Genomic DNA, 17,897 nt, shown 5'->3' on the forward strand with positions numbered 1-17,897 from the left:
CGGTCGGCGCTTTTCCGGGCAGCGCCGACCGGCCCACCCCGCGGGGTGGTTCAGCTCGTCAGGCGCCATACGCCCAGGGTGCCCGGCTCGCGGGGACAAACGGTCGCGCGCGCTGAGAAGGCACACCCTTCCGCCCGCACGGGAAGCTGCGACAGGTCCAGGCCGCCGGGCGTGAACCACGCGACCTGCACCGGGTTGTGGCCAGCGCCGCGGACCAGCACCGTCGCCGACGCCGCGGAGTCCGTGTACAGATCCCATCCCCTGAGGTCGAGCAGCGGGCGCGCGGTCGCCGCGTCCAGCAGCGCCTTCGCCGGATACCCGGCCGGGAGCGGATCCGCGTCTGCCACCAGCAGCCCGAGGGAGGTCGGTATGACGACGCTCCCTCCGGGAAGGCGACGGCGCACGACCCCGGTGGCCTTGTCGACGAGCTCGACCGGATTCTCTGCAGGCCCCGAGTCGGCCGGCTGCGACGAAACGCACCAGTACCCGCCGCAGTCGACGCGGCGCACATACGGTGCCGTGAGCGGGATGGGGGCCAGATCAGCGGTGGCGTACCGGGCCGTCGTCTTCACGCCGCCCAGCGCGGTCTCGAGCACGAACTCGTCACCGATGATGCTCAGGTCGACCGGCACAGCCGTGCCCAGGTCCAGCCGGTGGCTGCGCAGCACCCGCCCGTCGCGCAGGTCACGTTCGATCAGCTCGCCGGTGCTCTGCAGCGTCCAGATCCGCACCTGGTCCTGGTCGCGGGCGAGGGCCTGGTAGTCGATCGCGGCCAGCACCTGCTGCGCGCTCCAGCGCGGCTGCCCGGTGCGCACGTCCCGGACGCTGACCTGCGTGGAGAAGCGGTCGGTGTCATCAGGCGACCAGATCCCGACCGCCACATCGGCGAGCGGGTACATGGCCCGATCGCCCTGCCACCGGATCACCCCGGTGTCGGCGTCGACGGCGTAGGTGGTCACGCGGCCGGTGATCTTGTCTGTCATCGCTGTCAGCATCAGACCGGGGACGGTGCTCCCCGCCGTCATGGGGCTGTCGGCTGTTCCCGGCAGTGCGATGTTCCAGCGTTGCGTGCCGTCGATCAGGCTGTATCCGGAGAGCCGGTCGGCGTCGCGCACCAGCAGCGTCTCGTTGACGATCTGGTAGTCGCCCTGCCCGGTGATGGTGATGGTGGCCAGTTCCTCCAGCCGGCGTGCCGGTGCCGCCCCGCCCAGCGCGAGCAGCAGCACCAGGGCGGCCACGGCCGCCAGGGGGCGTACCAGGGCGCGTATGTTCGGGCGGTCGGGTGGGGGATGGTGTTCGCGCCAGCCGACGCCGAGGTCGATCACCGCGGTCGTGCCGGTCGTCGGCTCGCCGTTCACCGTTTGCAGCTCCCTGGTCGCCGGTCCGCCTGGCACGAGGCGGCGTCGCGTGGTGGAACGCGGCGGGACGCGACGGCGGTTGTCAATGTCGCACGCCCAGCGGTGGAAGGGCCGTGTCAGCAGCCGACCGCGGCCGGGCAACCCACCACTACGAGACCTCGCGCCCAACAGGTACGGCGGCCACGGTCTCGCGGCAGCGGTCAGCGTGCCGGCCCGGGATGCGATTCAATCCCCGTATGGGAACGGCCAAGGCGCGCAGGATCGCCGCTCGCGCACACTGCGGGCAACTGCTGGCGGCCGGCGTGCTGTTCACCGACCACCTGCGGGAGATCGCGCAGCTGGTGGGCGAGCACTCCGGTGACGAGATCGCGGTCCAGGCAGCCTGGCTGCACGCGGTCCCCGCGACCGGCTGCACGGACACGGAACTGCTCACGCGGGGCGTGGCGCCCGCCGTGGTCCGGCTGGTGGCATTGCTGCAGGAAGACTTCGACGAACGCGCGTACACCCGCCGCCTGCTCGCCGACCCCAGGGCCGCGCTCGTACGCCACGCGGTGCTCTCCGCCCGGCTGCCCCACCTGGCCAACCCCTACGCCCGCGAGCGCTGGCGCGCCCAGCACCGCGCACTCGCCGACCGCCTCGGACGTGCGGCACCCCCGACGCCGGCGAACCTGAGCACGACGCCACCGCCGGCCGGCGGGCACTGGGGCCCGTTCGCCCGCTGGGCGAAGGCCGAACCGGATCTCGCGCAACTGCCGCCGCTGCTCGACGCCTACCACGACACCCGCGCCGACCCGGAACGCAGGCACTGCTGCCACAACACCGTCAAGGCGGCCATCCACACCGTGGTCACGAAACGCGCCGACGCCACCGACGAACACGTCGTCGCCCTCGCCGACCGGTGGTGGAACTCCGACGACAGCTGGGAGCAGGACGTGGCCGTGCGGGCGCGCGCCGCCGCACGCGACCCGGCACACCGGCCGGCGCTGCTCGCCCGTGCGCTCGACGGCGCGCCGTGGCCCGCCGCATCGGCGATCCGGGCGCTGACCGGCCCCGGCGACGCCGCCGAGATCGCCGTACTGCGCGAGATCGTCGAACGGCGGGAACGGATCTGGCGCTGGACGCGCCGGACCGCGGTGGCGCGGCTGCTCGCCATCGACCACGACGACGCGCGGGCCGTGCTCGACGACCGGCCTCTGGACCCGGTCGATCCGCCTTGGCACGACGACCGCAGCTGGCTGCACCGCTACCGTGCGGCCGTCATCCCGCAGTTGATCGGCCTGGTCGACGAGCCGGGCTGGTGGTTCGAGGCGCCGTGGGCGCTCGGCGAGCTGCGCGCGGTCGAGGCGGTCCCGGCCCTGTGCAGGTATGTGCTGGCGCACTCCGCCGCCCACCCGCGGTCCTGCGCGGTCCAGCCGCATGTCGATGCCCTTGGTCGTATCGGCAGCGCCGAGGCGGTGCCCGCGCTGCTCACGCTGATCTCCCACAACAGCCCTGAGGTCCGTGACCTTGCCTTGCGTGCGCTGGACCGGATCGGTGACCCGCGGGTCGTCGACGCCGCCGTCGCGGCCTGCGACGACCTGCACCCCGACGTCCGGGACCGGGCGGCGCGGGTCCTGGCCCGGCACGGCGACGTACGGGCGGTGCCGGCGCTGATCCGGCTCTGCGACACCGTCCACGCCCCGGCCGCCGCCGAAGCGCTGGCCAGGATCGGCGATCCGCTCGCCGGTGACACCCTGTGGCGGTTGTTCCGCTCGGCCCCCGACCGGCGTACCCGCCACGCGGCCGGACGCGGCCTGGCCCGGATCGGCCAGCGGGGACATTGCGGCTACACGCCTGACCTGCGGACGCAGCGCGCCTACCTGTGGCTGCTCGGTCACCAGCCCGGATGGCGGCCGCACCATCAGCTCACCGAGGCGCTGGCCCACGGGGATGCCCTCATGCGGGCGGCGGCGATCGCCGCGCTGGCCAGGTTGGGTGAACGGGGCGAGGCCGCGCTGATCGCGCCGTTGCTGGACGACCCCGCGCACGGGGTACGCGCCGCGGCGGCGACGGCGCTGGGCAGGTTCGGCGGGGTCGGGACGCGGGAACGGCTCGACGCGCACCGGTCCGACCCGCACGGCGCCGTGCGCTCCGCCGTCTTGGCGGCCTTGCGGCGTCTGGCCGACGGCGGCGGCGACGCCATCGAGCCGTGATCGTCGCGGCCGCATGCCTCGGCCCGATCGGCCTGTTCGCCTGGATCTCCGACCTGCAGACGGACTGGTTCGAAGAGCAGTCCGGCGACATGCCGTTCATGGTCAAGTCGGCCGTGTCGGCGCTGCTGCCCGGCTGAAGACGGCGGGCCGCGGCAGAGGTGCTCGTACTGCGCCGCAGCCGTCGGCCGGTGGTCGCGACACCGAGACCGGCTCGGATTCCCGCACCTTCAACGCGGGTCGTAGCGGCAGGTGTTGCCGGTGCGCACGGTCCGGTCCAGGTGCGCGGCCAGTTCGGGCAGCGCCTCCCGGATTCGGGTGATCGCGTCGCGGATGCGGGCGGTGACCGCTTTGCGGGCCCGCTCGGCCGCCGACGCGCCCAGGGGCCTGCTGTGGCCGTCCGGGCGGGTGGCCTGGCGCAGTTGCGTCAGCAGTTGCTCGCGCTCGTCGGCTGCGGCGTGCCGGCGGCCGAGGTCGAGGTCGTCGTCGGCGTCGGCCAGTTCCTGGTCGAGTGCTGCCAGCCGTCGCCGGTAGGCGGCCAGTGCGGTGCGGTCCAGCGCCGGATCGGCGCGGTCGGCGCCGGCTGTGGCGGCCCCGGCCAGGGTGAGCGCGGGGTGGTCGACGCCCGGCGCGGCGAGCAGTGCGGCGAGGTCGTGCAGGCCTTTGCAGTCGCGCAGGAACGCGGTCTGTCCGTGGTATCCGGCTTGCCACATGTCGCCGACCCGGTGCAGCGCCACCTCGCCGTCATGGCGCCGCGCCGGCGGGAGCCGCTTGCCGGGCCGGGTGTCCAGCGCGGCGATCGCCGCGTGTGACTCGGCCTGCCAGCCCCGGGCGCCCAGCCGTCGGTGGAGTTCGGCGGCGCGGCCCAGCCACTGCCGGGCGGGCGCGTGCTCGCCGAGGGCCGCGTGCAGGGACCCGATCCGGTGGGCGTGCGCGCCCATGAAGGCGACCAGTGCCGCGTTCACGGCGCAGGTCTGCGACAGGGGCAGCAGGTCACCGAGTAGCTGCCGGCACAGTGGGCGGTCGTCGAGCGCGACGGCGGCGGTGGCGAGTTCGCCGACGAACACCGACCAGAGGTAGGACCGGTCGGTGCGCCAGTCCGGCAGGGCGAGTACGGTGTCGAGTTCGCGTCTGGCGAGGTCGTGGTCGCCGGCGCGGGCGTAGAAGCCGGCGGCTACGGCGTGGGCGTGGGCGGGTGCGCCGATCCACCAGGAGACTGCTTCGGCGGCGGTGTCGCGTAGTTGCGCCGCGTCGCCGCGGGCTCGGACGATCTCGAGGCGTTGCGACATGCGGACGTTGCCGGTGTCGGCGTCGCCGACGGCCTCGCCGAGTGCGGCTGCGTGGGCGCTGAGCTGTTCCCCGGCGCTCAGGTCGCCGTCGAGCAGTGCGAGCGCTGCGCGGCGGATGTGCAGGTTGTAGTCGTGGCGGGGTTGGCGCAGCTGCCGGGCGGCGTGGTCGTAGGCGTGCAGGGTGGCCCGGAAGGCGGGGTCGGCGGTCTCCAGTTGCGCGGTCGCGGTGAGCAACAGGGCCTGGGCCTGGCTTTCGGGGTCGTGGGCTTGGCGGGACAGTTCGCCGATCTCGGTCGCGATCTGGGCGCGGCGGGTGGCGGTGCCTGGTGTCCACAGGACGTCGTGTTGGGCGAGCAGGCAGCCGGCGAGGGTGGCGGGGTCGGCCAGTCGGCGGGCGACGGTGATGGCGTGTTCGGCCAGTGGGGCTGCGCGGTGCCGGTCGGCGGGGATGGAGTGTTGCAGTTGGCGGGCCAGGGCGGCGGTGACCTGCGCTTCGGTGGCGGTGGCGGTGCCGTCGAGGGCGTGGCGGGCCTGTTCGAGTCGGCTGACCAGGTCGGTGCGTGGCATGGCGAACCGGGCGCCTATCCGGTCGATGCCCAGTGCCACCGCCCCGATCAGTTCTGGTTCGCGGGTGTGTCGGGCCCGCTGCCATGCGGTGTCGAGCAGGTCGCGTGCCGGTGTGGGGTCGCCGGCGCGGAGGCGGTGGTCGGCTTCGGTGGTGAGCAGGTCGACGTGGTCGGTGTCGCTGAGGGCGGCGCCGGTGGCCGCTGCGGCGGCGCGTACGCGGGCGAGGTGGGCGGCGGCGTCGGTGAACGCGTACCGGTCGGCGTCGGCCTGTGCTGCCCGGCGGGCCCAGAGCAGGGCTGCGTCGATGGTGTGCGGTAGGGCGGCGGTGCAGTGGTGGGCGATCTCGGCGGCGAACACCGTCGCGCCGCGCTCGTGTCGGCGCTGCAACGCTCCCGCGAGCCGGCCGTGCAGGTCCAGGCGTTGTGCGGTGGACAGTCCCGAGTAGATCGATTCGCGGTAGAGGTCGTGAGTGAAGCGTGTCCCGTCGGCGGTGCCGGTCAGGATACCGGCAGCGGTGGCCTGTTCGGTCAGTTCCGCGACGCGGGCGGGTGGTTGTCCGGTGACCTCGGCCAGTACGTCGGGCAGCAGGGTGCCGGTGCCGACTGCGGCGGCTTCGACCAGGCGGGCGCAGTCGGCGGACAGCCGCGAGGTGCGCCGTGCGATGACCTCGCGCACCGCGGCGGGCACGACGCCGACCGGTGGGCCGTCGGACAGCAGGCGGCTGAGTTCGCCGGCGAAGAACGGGTGTCCGCCGCTGCGTTCGTGCACCACCGGAGCCCATCGGCCGGCTGCGGTGGGGCCTGCGACGGCGTGGACCAGGTCGCTGACCTCCTGCGGGGACAGGCCTCGCAGCGGTATGCGTTCGGCGGGCAGTGCCAGGTCGGCCATGGTGGTGGCGGCCGGGCGGGCGAGTTCGTCGGGGCGGTAGGCGGCCAGCAGTAGCAGCGCGCCCGGGTAGGTCATGCCGGTGAGGAACCGCAGCAGTTCCAGGCTGGCGTCGTCGGTCCATTGGAGGTCGTCGAGGACGACGACCACGGGTCCCGGGCGGACGGCTGCGGCCAGCGTGCGGGCGACCGTGTCGAAGACGCGCAGCCGGCCGGCGGCCGCGTCGCCGCCCGGCGGTGGCGTGTCGAGCAGGCCTGTCGCGGCCACGGTAGGCGCCGGCTGCGGATCGGGGTCGTCCAGGCAGCGCAGCACCTGGGTCCACGGCCAGTAGGCGGGCGCCTGCTCGCCGTTCCAGCAGGTGCCCCATGCCGTGCGGGCGCCTGCGGTGGCGGCGTCGGCGGTGAACCTGGTCAGCAGCGCCGTCTTGCCGATCCCGGCCTCGCCGCTGACGAGTACCAGTGCGGGGCGGCGCCAGCCGGTGCCACCGGTCGCGGCGAGCGCGGCCGAAAGCTGCGACAGCGCGTCCTGGCGGCCGACGAAGAGGGGCATCCGGGCATTGTCGCGCAGCGTGGGCGTCTGGCCGGGAAGTGCCAGGCGTTTTCTGGCGTGTGCGGGTGCCTTTCTGGCGCGTATCCGGGTGACAGGACACGACCGGCCGATGATCTTCGGAGGGCAGTTGCCGTGACGACCACGTTCGACCCGCAGCTTTACAAGTCCACCACCCGCCGGCAGTGGCAGGACGCGGCCGAGGCCTGGCACCGGTGGGGCCCGCTCATCGAGGACTGGCTGGGCGCCGCCACGCGGCGGATGCTCGACGCGGCGGGGATCACCGACGGCAGTCGGGTCCTCGACGTGGCCGCCGGCGCCGGCGGGCAGACGCTGGCCGCCGCACACCGTGCCGGAGCAGCCGGGCATGTGCTTGCCACCGACATCTCGCCGGCGATCCTGGCGTACGCCGAGCGGGCTGCTCGCGATGCCGGGCTGTCCAACGTGGCAATCCGTGAGCTCGACGGGGAGCGCATCGACGTCGCCGAGGCGTCGTTCGACGCGGTCATCTCGCGGGTCGGGTTGATCTACTTCCCGGATCAGCAGGCGGCGCTGGCGGGGATGCGTACCGCGCTGCGGCCTGGTGGGCGGGTCTCCGCTGTCGTCTACTCCACCGCGGACCGCAACGGCTTCTTCTCCGTGCCCGTGGGGATCATCCGGCGCCGGGCTGCGCTGCCGCCGCCGCTGCCGGGCCAGCCGGGGCCGTTCAGCCTGGGTGCGCCTGGGGTGGCGGAGGAGGCGTTCGCCCGCGCCGGGTTCCACGACATCACCGTCGACACGGTCGTCTCACCGGTGCGGTTGCCGTCGGCGGCCGACTGCGTCCGGTTCGAGCGGGAGTCGTTCGGCGCCCTGCACCAGATGCTGGCCGGGCTGCCGGAGCCGGAGCGGGACGCGGCCTGGGCGGAGATCACCGCGGAGCTGGCGGCCTTCGAGGGCCCGGACGGTTTTGTCGGGCCGTGCGAGATGCTCGTGGTGTCAGCGACCCGCTGAGGCCGCACCCCGCCCTGGGTGTGCGACCGGCGCGCCATCGGGTTCTGGGACGGCCCCGCGGCGGGCACGGCGTGCCGTCAGCCAGGCCGCACGGCCGGGTCGGGGACGGTGCGGATGAAGAGCGGCGGGCGCCGCCAGTGCCTGCACGGCACGGCGGCACCGCAGGGTGCGCTGACACGGGGCCGGGTTGTGGCGCCTGCCGCGATCCGGCCCCGTGCGTCGTCCTGGTGGCGGGCATTCGCTCGGCGGCTGCAGCTGGTCGAGTCGGGGGCTCGTCCAGGTTCCCCAACTCCTGGTAACGTGGATTCGATACCGACGTCGGTGAATACCGCATGGTGAAATTGGGTCTTCCCAACTGAGTGGTCAGTCAGTCAAACTCTTGGGCGTGACGCATGACGTGATCATCATCGGTGGTGGGCACAACGGGCTCGTCGCCGCGGCGTACCTCGCGCGGGCCGGGCGGCGGGTGGTGGTGCTGGAGCGCCGGCACACCGTCGGCGGCGCCGCCGTGTCCGAACGCCCCTTCGGCCCGGACTTCCTGGTCACCTCCCTGTCGTACGTGGTGAGCCTGCTCCCGCCCGACATGGTCGCCGACCTGCGCCTGGCCGAGCACGGCTACCACGTCTACGAGCAGGGCCCCTACTTCGCGCCCCGCCGCGACGGCCGCCACCTGCACCTGGCCGGCGACCCGCAGCGCCGCCACGAGGAGATCAGTAAGTTCTCGAAGGCCGACGCGGACGCCTACGAGCGCTGGGAGGCGTGGCTGGGCGGGCTCGGCGCGAAGGTCGGCCCGCTGCTGGACGCGATCCCGCCGAAACTCGGCTCCAAGCGCCCCGGTGACCTGCTCGGGCAGGCGGCGCTGCTCAAGACGCTGCGCAAGGTCGACGTGCGGGCCGCGTTCGACCTGACGCGGCTGTTCACCGCCAGCGTCGCCGACCTGGTCGAGGACCGGTTCGAATCCGACGCGATGCGGGGCCTGCTGTCGGTGTCGGGCGTCATCGGCACCTGGGGCGGGCCGCGCAGCGCCGGCACGGCGTTCGTCACCCTGCACCATCACCTGGACCAGACCGGCGGCCAGTCCGCGGCGTGGGGGTTCCCGCGCGGCGGCATGGGCGGGGTCACCGCGGCGATGGCCGCGTCGGCGCGCTCGTTCGGCGCGGACATCCGCACCGAGGCGGCCGTGGCCCGCATCGACACGACCGGCGGCCGGGTGACCGGAGTGACCCTGGAGTCGGGCGAGCAGCTCACCGCCCCGACGGTCATCACGACGGCGCACCCGAAGATCTCGTTCCTGCGGCTGATGGACCGCGCGGACCTGCCCGGCGACTTCGTCGCCGACATCGAGTCGTGGCAGACCCGCTCCGGCACCGTGAAGGTCAACTTCGCGGTGGACCGGCTGCCGACGTTCACCAGCCACCCCGAATTCGACCCGGCGGTGTACGGCGGCACGATCGTGCTGTCGGAGTCCCTGGACGACGTGGAGACCGCGTTCCAGGAGGCCGCCGCGGGCAAGGCCGCGACGCTGCCGTTCGCCGACGTGTGCATCCCGTCCGTGTTCGACCCGTCCCTGGCCCCGGAGGGCAAGCACGTGGTCAGCATGTTCACCCAGTGGGTGCCGCACACCTGGGCCGCCCAGCCGCACACCGCCGAACTCGACGCCTACGCCGACCGCCTCGTCGCGCGCATGGAGGCGGTCGCACCCGGGTTCACCGACTCGGTCATCGGCCGCCAGATCATCGGCCCGCACGAGATGGAACACGAGTACGGCCTGGTCGGCGGCAACATCTTCCACGGCGAGCTGACGCCGGGGCAGATGTTCCACTGCCGGCCCGCGGCCGGCTACGCGGACCTGCGTACCCCGATCAAAGGTCTGTATCAAGCGGGCTCCGCCACACACGGGGGTGGCGGAGTCACCGGCATTCCGGGCCGCAACGTGGTCCGGCAGGTGCTGCACGACACCGGCCGCCGGGGCCGGCGATGACCGCCGCACCGCTGCCCGGCGACGGTCTCGACGCGGCGCTGCGGCCGTTCGGGAGTTCGCGGATGCTGCCCGTGCAGGCCTACACCGATCCGGCGGTCCTGGCGTGGGAGCGGCGGCACCTGTTCGCCGGGTCGTGGACGTGCCTGGGACGGCGGGCGCAGCTGGTCGAGCACGGCAACCAGCACGCGGTGACCGTCGGTGACGTCGCCGTCGTGGTCACGATCACCGACCAGGGGGTACGGGCGTTTGCGAACGTGTGCCGCCACCGCGGCCACGAGCTGCTGCCCGACGGGGGCCACTGTGAGCGGCGGGCGATCGTGTGCCCGTACCACGGCTGGTCCTACGACCTGCACGGCGCTCTGAAGACCGCGCCGCGCATGGACGACGACTTCCCGGCCAGACAGTTCGGGCTCGTCGAGTTGCCGGCGGTGGACTGGCACGGGTGGGTGTTCGTCAACGCCACCGGTACCGCGATGCCGTTCGACGAGCACCTGGGCGGCCTCGACCGGCTCGTCGCGCCGTACGCGCCGGAGAAGCTGACCGTCAAGGCCGTGCACCGCTACGAGGTCGCCGCGAACTGGAAGGTCATCGCCGAGAACTACCACGAGTGCTACCACTGCCCGCTGATCCACCCTGAGCTGTGCGCGGTCACCCCGCCGAACTCCGGCGACAACTGGCACGAACCCGGCCACTGGCTCGGCGGGTCCATGGAACTGCGCGAACACGCCGAGACGATGTCCCTGGACGGGCGTTCGCGCGGGGTGATGCTCGACGGCACCGACCGGCGCACGGTCCGCTACCTCGGGCTGTTCCCGAACGTGCTGCTGTCGCTGCACCCCGACTACGTCATGGCGCACCGGATGACACCCCTCGCCCCGGACCGGACCGCGGTCGAGTGCCTGTGGCTGTTCGACGAAGCGGTCACCGACCCGTCGTACGCGGTCGAGTTCTGGGACGTCACCAACCGGCAGGACTGGGCGGCATGCGAATCGGTGCAGCGCGGCCTGGCCTCGCCGCACTACACACCGGGGCCGCTGGCTCCCAACGAGACCGCGATCTACGACTGGGTGACGCTGTTGGCCCGCGCCTACCGCGACCCGGTAGCAGTGTTGGGCCGGCCTTCGACGTCGTGAACGTTCTAGGACCGCCCTACCGGGCTCCGCGATCGTTGGAGCGTTTCGTCGGGCGGGACTTGTAACCTGCTGCCCGTGACGACGCGGACGGCGGACAGACCTACGGTGGGGCAGGTGGCGGCGATGCCGCTGCCGGGCGGCCGGTACGTCGCCTGCCAGGTGCTCGGCCGGGACGCGCAGGGCACCCTGACGGTCGGCGCGCTGGACTGGATGTCGGCGCAGCCGCCGCGTCTCGACGAGCTGGAGTCCGCGCGACCGCTCATGCTCGACCACCACGCTCATTCCGGCGAGCCTGCGGTGATCAAGGTCAGCGCGTATCACGCGGTCCCCGCGGACCTGCACTGGCTCGGACGGATGACGCCGACGGCCGGTATGCCGACCGAGTCACAGTCGTGGTCCGGGTGGGAATACCTGCCATACCAGGTGGACGCCCAGCGGACCTGGGACGCCCTACCGGAGAGCCTGCGCGCGGCATACCGGGCGGCAGCGACCCAAAGCCCGGTGGACATCGACCTCGGGGCAGGACCGATGTCGATGTCGGCGAGGTCGAGCCAGCTCGACCTCCGGGCCGCGGCGCACGGCCTGCCGCCCTCCGGCCCCGTCGACTGGTCCTTCCTCGGCCGGTTGCCGCGGCTGACAACGCTGTACTGGGCCGGCGACGACCGCGGCCTGAGCACGGCCCTGACCACACACCCGCTGATCCGGACGCTGTACTGGCACGACGCGCCGCACCTCGTCGACCTGTCCGGCACCGCGGTCACCGACCTGTGGCTGACCGGCGACGCGTTACGGATGCTTCGGCTACCCGGCCAAGCGAGGTCGCTGGAGCTGACCGAGCCGTCCGACGACCTGTCCGTCGCCGCCGACGCAGACGGCCGTGGTCTGCGGCTGTCGCTGCGCACCACACGTGAACGGATCATGGTTCCCGCCGGGCTCGCCCGCGCCCGCCAGGTCCAACTTGGCGCCGCAGGCTCCTGCACGCTGTCTTCCCTGGCCGGGCTGTCGGCACTCGCCGAGCTCCAGGTGCGGCTGGACGGCCCGCCCGGCGCACTGACCGACGCGGCGGCGCTGGCCGCCCACCGGCAGCTGCACGCGCTGCGCCTGCGCGATGCGTACGCGCTCGACGCCGACACCCTGCCCGAGCTTCCCTCCCTGCGCCTGCTGGAGCTGGACGGCGTACGCCGCAGCGTCGTTGCGCCGCTGCGGGCGCGCTACCGCGGCACCGGCGTGAAGGTGGTGATCCGCGGCGCGAAGTCCGACACCTGGCTCGCGGCCAACTTCACCAACCCGTTCCGGGACTGGGCCGACGACTCGGCCCGGTTCGGCGCGGCTGCGTGCAAGGCCTACGCCGCCGCCCGCACAGCCGTCGACGCCATCCCCGCCGACGCGCCGGACCGGGTGGCCCTGGCCGAGCGGCCGCTGCGGGACCTGGTCGCAGCACTGAACCGGATCGACACGACGCACGGCATGATCGATACGATCCGGCGCGAGGAGGCAGGCGACGCGTTCGCCGACCTCGCACGTCTGGCGGGAGTCCCGCCGCAGCTGGCCGAAGACTGGTTCGACACCGACCGCGACTTCTGAGCAGGCTTGCGCGGCAGGTGTGCTGGGGCACTGAGCCGGGTAGGCGGTCGGCACAGCAACGGCCGAGTGCGGGAGGCGCGAACATGACCAGCGCGGGTGTACGTCCCGTCGCGGCACTGTGGCTCGGTGGGGCGGTGCTGGCCGCACTGTCCGGCTGCGACCCGCAGCCAGATCCTGTTGCCACGCCTACTCCGACGCCTGCGAGCTCGGCGGCGACCACCAGCCCTTCGGCCAGCGGTCCGGCCTCGCCGCCGCCGGTCGACGGGATCCCGAAGCTGGACCAGGCGTTCATGCTCCAGGCAGTCGACCGGGTCGAGGATCCGGTGCTGACCGTCACCGCGAGCGGCCGGATCGGCACGTACCCGGGCGGGGCTGACACCGGCGAGCGGGAGCAGTTCGTGCTGTCCCCGCTGTCGCCGGGCGCGAAAGCGTACCTGCTGAAGACCGCCAAGCTGCGGACCGGCGGGGAGCCGCTGTGCGTCGGTGTCGACGGGGGAGTGCTGCACACGGTGGCGTGCGATGCCGCCGACCGGGGACAGGCGGTGACCCTGGTCGCGTCGACGGGCATGGACGGGCCGCGGGGCGCCGACTTCGACCTGATCGTCGGGGGTCGCAACGTCGAGGTCTCCGCGGACGGCAAGGTGTCGCTGCGCGAGCGGATCGGCCCGGCGCAGACCGCGTTCCGGTTCGTGGCGGCCGGCCCGGTCGGCCAGTTCCCGTAGGACGGCGGGCGGGACCGGGCTGTGTGCCATCCCGCCGTGACCACCACCCCTACCTCTCGCGGCGGTGACCAGCGTGCCGTGCTGAGCCTCGCGACCATCATCCTGGTCACCGGTCTGCGGGCCGGGAGGACGCAGCCGGGCTGATGTATCCGCTTCCGGCTCGGCCGAGCGCCGTGCATTCGAGCGATGCGCGCACAGCCAGGCCGAGGCAGGAGGCCGAGCCGTTTGATTCGGGCGTCGTGGCTTTCGACCTGTCGGCTTCTCACGGTGCGCCGACTCCGGTGGACGACCGTATCGTCGGGTCATGGCGAAACTCGATGTGGTGATACGCGGCCTGCTGCATGACATCGGCGTGACCTTGCATCCACGGGGCTTTCACAGCTCCGGTGCGGTGTGGCGGCTCATCACGCCCGAGGGTGTCGCCGTCATTCACAAAGAGCCGTCGAAGTCGTCACGGTCTACCGCGAAAATGTTCTACATCGATACCGCGGTGGCTCCGAAGCACTGGTGGGAGTGGATGGCCTGGCGGGCCGGGCAGACCCAGCCGATGAACAAAGCGAGCGAGATCTACGGCATCGGCCTCATGGAACGCCGGGTGCCGTGCCCCCACCCCGTCGACCGTGACCGCGAGCGCTGGCAGGTGACAGCCGACACCGATGTGGATCGGCTGCGGGCCGACCTCCTCACGGGCGTGGCACGGGCTGCGGACCGGCTGGTCGAACTGCTGCAGCCGGGCCGCTACCTGGCCGAGCTGAGCGCATTGCCCAACAAGCAGATCGGCCACTGGCCACCCCTGGTCATCTTGCTCTCCGGGCGAGGACCGTCACCGGAACTGGATGCTGCCTGTGCCGGATTACGCGACGCTTTCGCCGCGCGGCCCCGCGCGGCCGAGTACGTCGACGAACTCATCGGCTGGGCGCACGCCCGCGCGTCGCGCTGAGCGCGCAGACGCGGCTCCAAGACGGGACGGGTCCACCGTTGCGGCAACGCGGCCGTGCGCGTCGACGGCCGCGTTCATCGCAAGGTCGGCGTCCAGCATGGATGCGGGGCAGGACGTCGACGACAAGGGCACCCCTACACCTCCCGCGTCAACCGGTGCCACGCGAACTTCGGGACATCGGCTAAACGGCATCTCCGCCCCGGCGGGCCCGGCCGCGCACCCGGCGCGCGATCGACCAGGCTGTAGCGGCCGCCAGCAGTACCGGCACCCCGCAGACGCCGACCGCCAGCCACAGGAACAGGTTCGGCGGCCCGTAGGTCGCCGGTTCCGCCGGGCGCAGCGGGGCCGCCAGCCGGCTCGTGGCGATCTCGATCGCCGACACTCCGGCGGGCAGGGTCAGCAACCGGGACGGTGCGGCCCGGCCCAGCGTGAACACCTCCACCGCCCCGCCGACCTGCACCACCAGCTGATCGGGTGCCCGCCAGCCCTGCACCCGGATCGCGACGTCCGCGGCAAGCGGCGCGAACGACCCGCCGGTGACCGTGACCCCGGTCTCGACGTCGACGACCCGTACCTCGCTCGGGCCGGTCGGCTGGCCGCAGCCGACGCAGGCGGCACGGCGCACCATCACCAGCAGACGGCCGTCGGGGCTCCAGGCGGTGCTGTCGCCCAGCCGCCAGCCGTCACGGGGCCAGGCGACCGGCTCGCCTCCCGCGACCGGATAGACCGCGATCCGGTCGCTCTGCTCGACGGCGATACGGGCCCCGTCCGGCGACAGGGCCACCGTGGCGCCGCCGCCCGGCTCGTCATACCCGATGGTGCGCAGTGTCCGCCCCGACGCCAGATCCTGCACCTGCCAGCCGGTCTGCGAGCCGTCGGACGGATCGGTCGTCGCGCGTGCCAGGCGCTTGCCGTCGGCAGACCAGGCACGAGGCACGGATTCCCAGCCCGGCCCGTTCACCTGCGTGCCGGTGACGAGGTCGTACACGCCGTAGCCGCCCGCGGACAGCAGACGGCCGTCGGGCGACAGCACCGGCCAGGTGCTCGCCAGCTCCTCGTGCACCAGTTGTTCCAGCGGGTCGCTGAACACGTCGAGGATCCGGTAGCGGTCGCCGTCTGCGGCCAGCAGCACCAGTCGGCCTTCTTCGAGGTTGCCGTGCGTGGCCCGGCCGCTGTACACCAGCGCGACCGGACCCGGCGGCGACTGCTGCAGTTCTGCCGCCGACCACCAGGACTCCGGCGCGGCCAGCCGGTCGGGCAGCCCGACCCTGCCGCGCGGCTCGCCCCACAGGGCGGTGCCGGGCGGCGCGGCCAGTACCAGCAGCGAGCCGACGACTGCGGCCGTGGCCAGGCGTCGCAGCAGCGACCGTCCTGGCAGTTCCCGCCACAGCACGGCCAGCAGCACCAGCAGCACCGCCAGCAGTGCCCAGCCCAGCGGGCCGCCCAGCCCTGCGCCGACCAGTTCGGACAGCATCGGCGCGGCAGCGGCCCCGACCGCGGCGGGGCCGCCACCGTGCGGGACGACCAGGCCGGCGGCGACGACCGTGATCGCCAGCAGGCCCGTGCCTGCCAGCCGACGGCGGCGTGCCCGGCGCCGTGAGCGGATGAAGAAGCCTTCCGGCAGCGCCGGCGGCGGCTCGGTCTCGGCGATGGCACGCAGGTGCTCACGCAGGCTCATCGGGTCGCCACCTTCTCGTCGCGGCCGGTCGTGGGTGTGCCGTCCGGGTCGCCGAGCAGGCCCGCCAGTTCGGGGGCGAGCTGGCGTAGTCGTCCCAGCGCGTGGCGGGTCTGGCTCTTGACCGTGCCGGGTGCGACCCCGAGCAGCCGCGCGGTCTCCTCCTCGGTGCAGTCTTCGTAGAAGCGCAGCACCAGGACCGCGCGCTGTTTGGCGGTAAGGCGGCGCAGCGCCTGCGCCAGCACGATCCGCACCTCCGGCTCGCCTGCCCCGCCGGGCGGCTCCGGGGTCGCGTCGACCAGTACCTCCGGGACGCGCCGCTGCCGCCTGCGCCACCAGGACACCGCTTGCGTGTAGAGGACCTTGCGCACGTACGCCTCCGGCCGGTCCAGCCGGTCCCAGCGCACGGCGGTGCGTTCCAGTGCCGTCTGCAGCAGGTCTTCGGCGTGGTGCCGGTCGCCGGTCAGCAGGTATGCCGCGTGCCACAGCGACGCCGTCCGGGCGCGGACGAACTCCTCGAACCGGACCAGCGGGTCGTCCGGTGGGTTCGGCGCGGGCGGCACCCAGTCATCGCTCATCTCGCCACTCCATGGTCATGTGGACGCCCATGGTGCCGGGTCCGGAGGGAAGCTGGAGCCGCCCTTTTCGCGTTCGCGCGGTCCGGCCCGCAGGCGGCCGACCTTTGCAAGATCAGCCGTAGAGTTTCTGCGCCCAGTAGATCTGATCGTCATCGCCGATGTAGACGAGTGCGACGAGCAGGTCAGATGGCTTGACAGGGGCGGTCGCCCAATACTTGTGCGCTCGTTCGCTGGGCCACGACGTTGCCGGGATGAAAAGCGCGACAAAGGTGACGCCGTTGTCGTGCGGCAGGACGCTTAGTGATGACGGCGAGCCGGTCATCACCCGGTCTCCGTCACGAAGGTTCGCCGCGCCGCGCAGCCACGGATACTTCTGTTCAACCTCGTCGAGGATGTACCAGGCCGCCTGTGTCCTGCCGCTGTGTGTAGTGCCCGGTACCTTCCGGGCGATCGCGTGTGGCTTGAGGTGGCTGCGCTTGTCGATCACCAGCACCTCGAATCGCCCGCCGCCGTACGACGGCGGGTTCTCCCAGGTGACCTGGCCGTGTATCAGTTGACCGCCGTTGGGATGCGGCGCGTTGTAGATCAGAGCTTTCGCTTCTTCCCAGTCGATGGGCCTCAGCGTGGCCGTCGCGTGCAATACCTCCGGGCCGTAAGGAGGCGAGTCCTGCTCGTCTCGCCAGACCTTGAACGCCAGGCCGGACGCGAGCACGAAGGTAACGACGATGGCGGCGACGATGGTCCTGCGGCGTGGCACGCGGACGAGTACAGCACAGCGCCGCCATTTCGGACGTCCTCGTCAAGCCACGATCCGCGGATCAAGGAACCCTCACGTCACACGCGACGGTGTTGTTGTGCACATCTGAACGTCTCAGCTCAGACCCGGAGCCGGCTGCTGGCTCCGGGTCTGCGTGCCGCAGTGCTCATCCCGGGGTGTCGGGTCGTCAGTGCTGCGTGTGGTGGCCCGGTCAGGTGACCTTGCGGCCGACGCTGTCGCGGACCATCGCCGACCACTGCGTGTCGGCGTCGATGTCGGCCCGTCGGGGCTCGGTCAGGACGACGACGTTGCCGTCGGGGTCGGTCAGCGTGAGGTCGTCGCTGCGCCATGGCGTAGGGGCGGGCCCTTCGGCGATGCCGCCGCCGGCCGTGGCCAGGTCCGCGGCGCGCTGCCGCAGGTCGTCGCCACCGGCTGCCATGGTGACCCGTCCTGCTCCGGCCGGGGCGCCGTGGGCCGGCACGAGCAGGATGTCCTGGTATCGCCGGCGGCGCAGATGGACCAGGCCTGTCGACCCGCCGGGTCCGGGCATGGCGGCGAGGACGACGAAACCGGCGGCCTCGTACCACCTCGTCGTCGCGGGCAGGTCTTTCGCGGTGAACTTCACGAACGCGGGCATCGGGTAGATCTCGCGGTCGATGCCGGGCGCGGGGCGGAATACGGGTTCGGTGGGGGACATGGCGAT

14 protein-coding genes are annotated in these 17,897 nt (G+C 72.8%); 8 read left to right on the forward strand and 6 right to left on the reverse strand.

Going from position 1 to position 17,897, the window contains the following annotated elements; translation table 11 throughout:
* Nucleotides 1–50: 50 nt before the first annotated feature.
* The gene (locus F6W97_RS24825; protein ID WP_196279293.1) at nucleotides 51–1,358 is read right to left on the reverse strand and encodes a PQQ-like beta-propeller repeat protein; all 1,308 of its coding nucleotides are present in this window, start codon (nucleotides 1,356–1,358) and stop codon (nucleotides 51–53) included.
* Nucleotides 1,359–1,594: 236 nt separating this feature from the next.
* Here F6W97_RS24825 and F6W97_RS24830 point away from each other — a divergent pair, with 236 nt between their 5' ends.
* Entirely contained in the window at nucleotides 1,595–3,550 is a 1,956-nt protein-coding gene (locus tag F6W97_RS24830; RefSeq protein ID WP_196279294.1) for a HEAT repeat domain-containing protein, read from the forward strand.
* On the forward strand, nucleotides 3,547–3,687 hold the full coding sequence (locus F6W97_RS24835) for a hypothetical protein (protein WP_155372795.1): 141 nt from the start codon (nucleotides 3,547–3,549) through the stop codon (nucleotides 3,685–3,687). Before F6W97_RS24830 ends, F6W97_RS24835 begins: the two co-directional genes overlap by 4 nt.
* A 90-nt stretch (nucleotides 3,688–3,777) precedes the next feature.
* Here F6W97_RS24835 and F6W97_RS24840 read toward each other — a convergent pair whose 3' ends face one another.
* Nucleotides 3,778–6,837: an ATP-binding protein gene (locus tag F6W97_RS24840; RefSeq protein WP_155372796.1), complete on the reverse strand. Its 3,060-nt coding sequence runs from the start codon at nucleotides 6,835–6,837 to the stop codon at nucleotides 3,778–3,780.
* Nucleotides 6,838–6,969: 132 nt separating this feature from the next.
* Here F6W97_RS24840 and F6W97_RS24845 point away from each other — a divergent pair, with 132 nt between their 5' ends.
* The 6 genes from F6W97_RS24845 to F6W97_RS24870 all read left to right on the forward strand — a co-directional run bounded on the left by F6W97_RS24845 (nucleotide 6,970) and on the right by F6W97_RS24870 (nucleotide 14,184).
* Nucleotides 6,970–7,824 carry a class I SAM-dependent methyltransferase gene (locus tag F6W97_RS24845; RefSeq protein ID WP_155372797.1) on the forward strand — a complete coding sequence of 285 codons (855 nt, stop codon included), beginning with the start codon at nucleotides 6,970–6,972 and terminating at the stop codon, nucleotides 7,822–7,824.
* A 385-nt stretch (nucleotides 7,825–8,209) separates the two neighbouring features.
* On the forward strand, nucleotides 8,210–9,805 hold the full coding sequence (locus tag F6W97_RS24850) for a phytoene desaturase family protein (protein WP_230686935.1): 1,596 nt from the start codon (nucleotides 8,210–8,212) through the stop codon (nucleotides 9,803–9,805).
* Nucleotides 9,802–10,938, forward strand: coding sequence for an aromatic ring-hydroxylating oxygenase subunit alpha (locus F6W97_RS24855; RefSeq protein ID WP_155372799.1), 1,137 nt, complete (start codon nucleotides 9,802–9,804; stop codon nucleotides 10,936–10,938). The genes F6W97_RS24850 and F6W97_RS24855 overlap by 4 nt, the downstream gene beginning before the upstream one ends.
* A gap of 75 nt (nucleotides 10,939–11,013) precedes the next feature.
* Nucleotides 11,014–12,522 (forward strand): hypothetical protein, encoded by a 1,509-nt coding sequence (locus F6W97_RS24860; protein WP_155372800.1) that lies wholly within the window; start codon nucleotides 11,014–11,016, stop codon nucleotides 12,520–12,522.
* Nucleotides 12,523–12,605: 83 nt separating this feature from the next.
* Nucleotides 12,606–13,244, forward strand: a complete 639-nt coding sequence (locus F6W97_RS24865; RefSeq protein WP_155372801.1) for a hypothetical protein — start codon at nucleotides 12,606–12,608, stop codon at nucleotides 13,242–13,244.
* 304 nt (nucleotides 13,245–13,548) lie between these two features.
* On the forward strand, nucleotides 13,549–14,184 hold the full coding sequence (locus F6W97_RS24870; RefSeq protein ID WP_155372802.1) for a DUF4304 domain-containing protein: 636 nt from the start codon (nucleotides 13,549–13,551) through the stop codon (nucleotides 14,182–14,184).
* A 181-nt stretch (nucleotides 14,185–14,365) separates the two neighbouring features.
* Here the strand turns inward: F6W97_RS24870 and F6W97_RS24875 are convergent, their stop codons facing one another.
* The 4 genes from F6W97_RS24875 to F6W97_RS24890 all read right to left on the reverse strand — a co-directional run bounded on the left by F6W97_RS24875 (nucleotide 14,366) and on the right by F6W97_RS24890 (nucleotide 17,891).
* The gene (locus F6W97_RS24875; protein ID WP_155372803.1) at nucleotides 14,366–15,862 is read right to left on the reverse strand and encodes a TolB-like translocation protein; all 1,497 of its coding nucleotides are present in this window, start codon (nucleotides 15,860–15,862) and stop codon (nucleotides 14,366–14,368) included.
* Nucleotides 15,859–16,437: a SigE family RNA polymerase sigma factor gene (locus F6W97_RS24880; protein ID WP_155372804.1), complete on the reverse strand. Its 579-nt coding sequence runs from the start codon at nucleotides 16,435–16,437 to the stop codon at nucleotides 15,859–15,861. The genes F6W97_RS24875 and F6W97_RS24880 overlap by 4 nt, the downstream gene beginning before the upstream one ends.
* Before the next feature lie 112 nt (nucleotides 16,438–16,549).
* On the reverse strand, nucleotides 16,550–17,194 hold the full coding sequence (locus F6W97_RS24885) for a hypothetical protein (protein ID WP_155372805.1): 645 nt from the start codon (nucleotides 17,192–17,194) through the stop codon (nucleotides 16,550–16,552).
* Between the two features lie 211 nt (nucleotides 17,195–17,405).
* Nucleotides 17,406–17,891: a VOC family protein gene (locus F6W97_RS24890; RefSeq protein ID WP_155372806.1), complete on the reverse strand. Its 486-nt coding sequence runs from the start codon at nucleotides 17,889–17,891 to the stop codon at nucleotides 17,406–17,408.
* Nucleotides 17,892–17,897 lie beyond the last annotated feature (6 nt).

It is taken from the genome of Catellatospora vulcania, assembly GCF_009720385.1.
Classification (GTDB): Bacteria; Actinomycetota; Actinomycetes; order Mycobacteriales; family Micromonosporaceae; genus Catellatospora; species Catellatospora vulcania.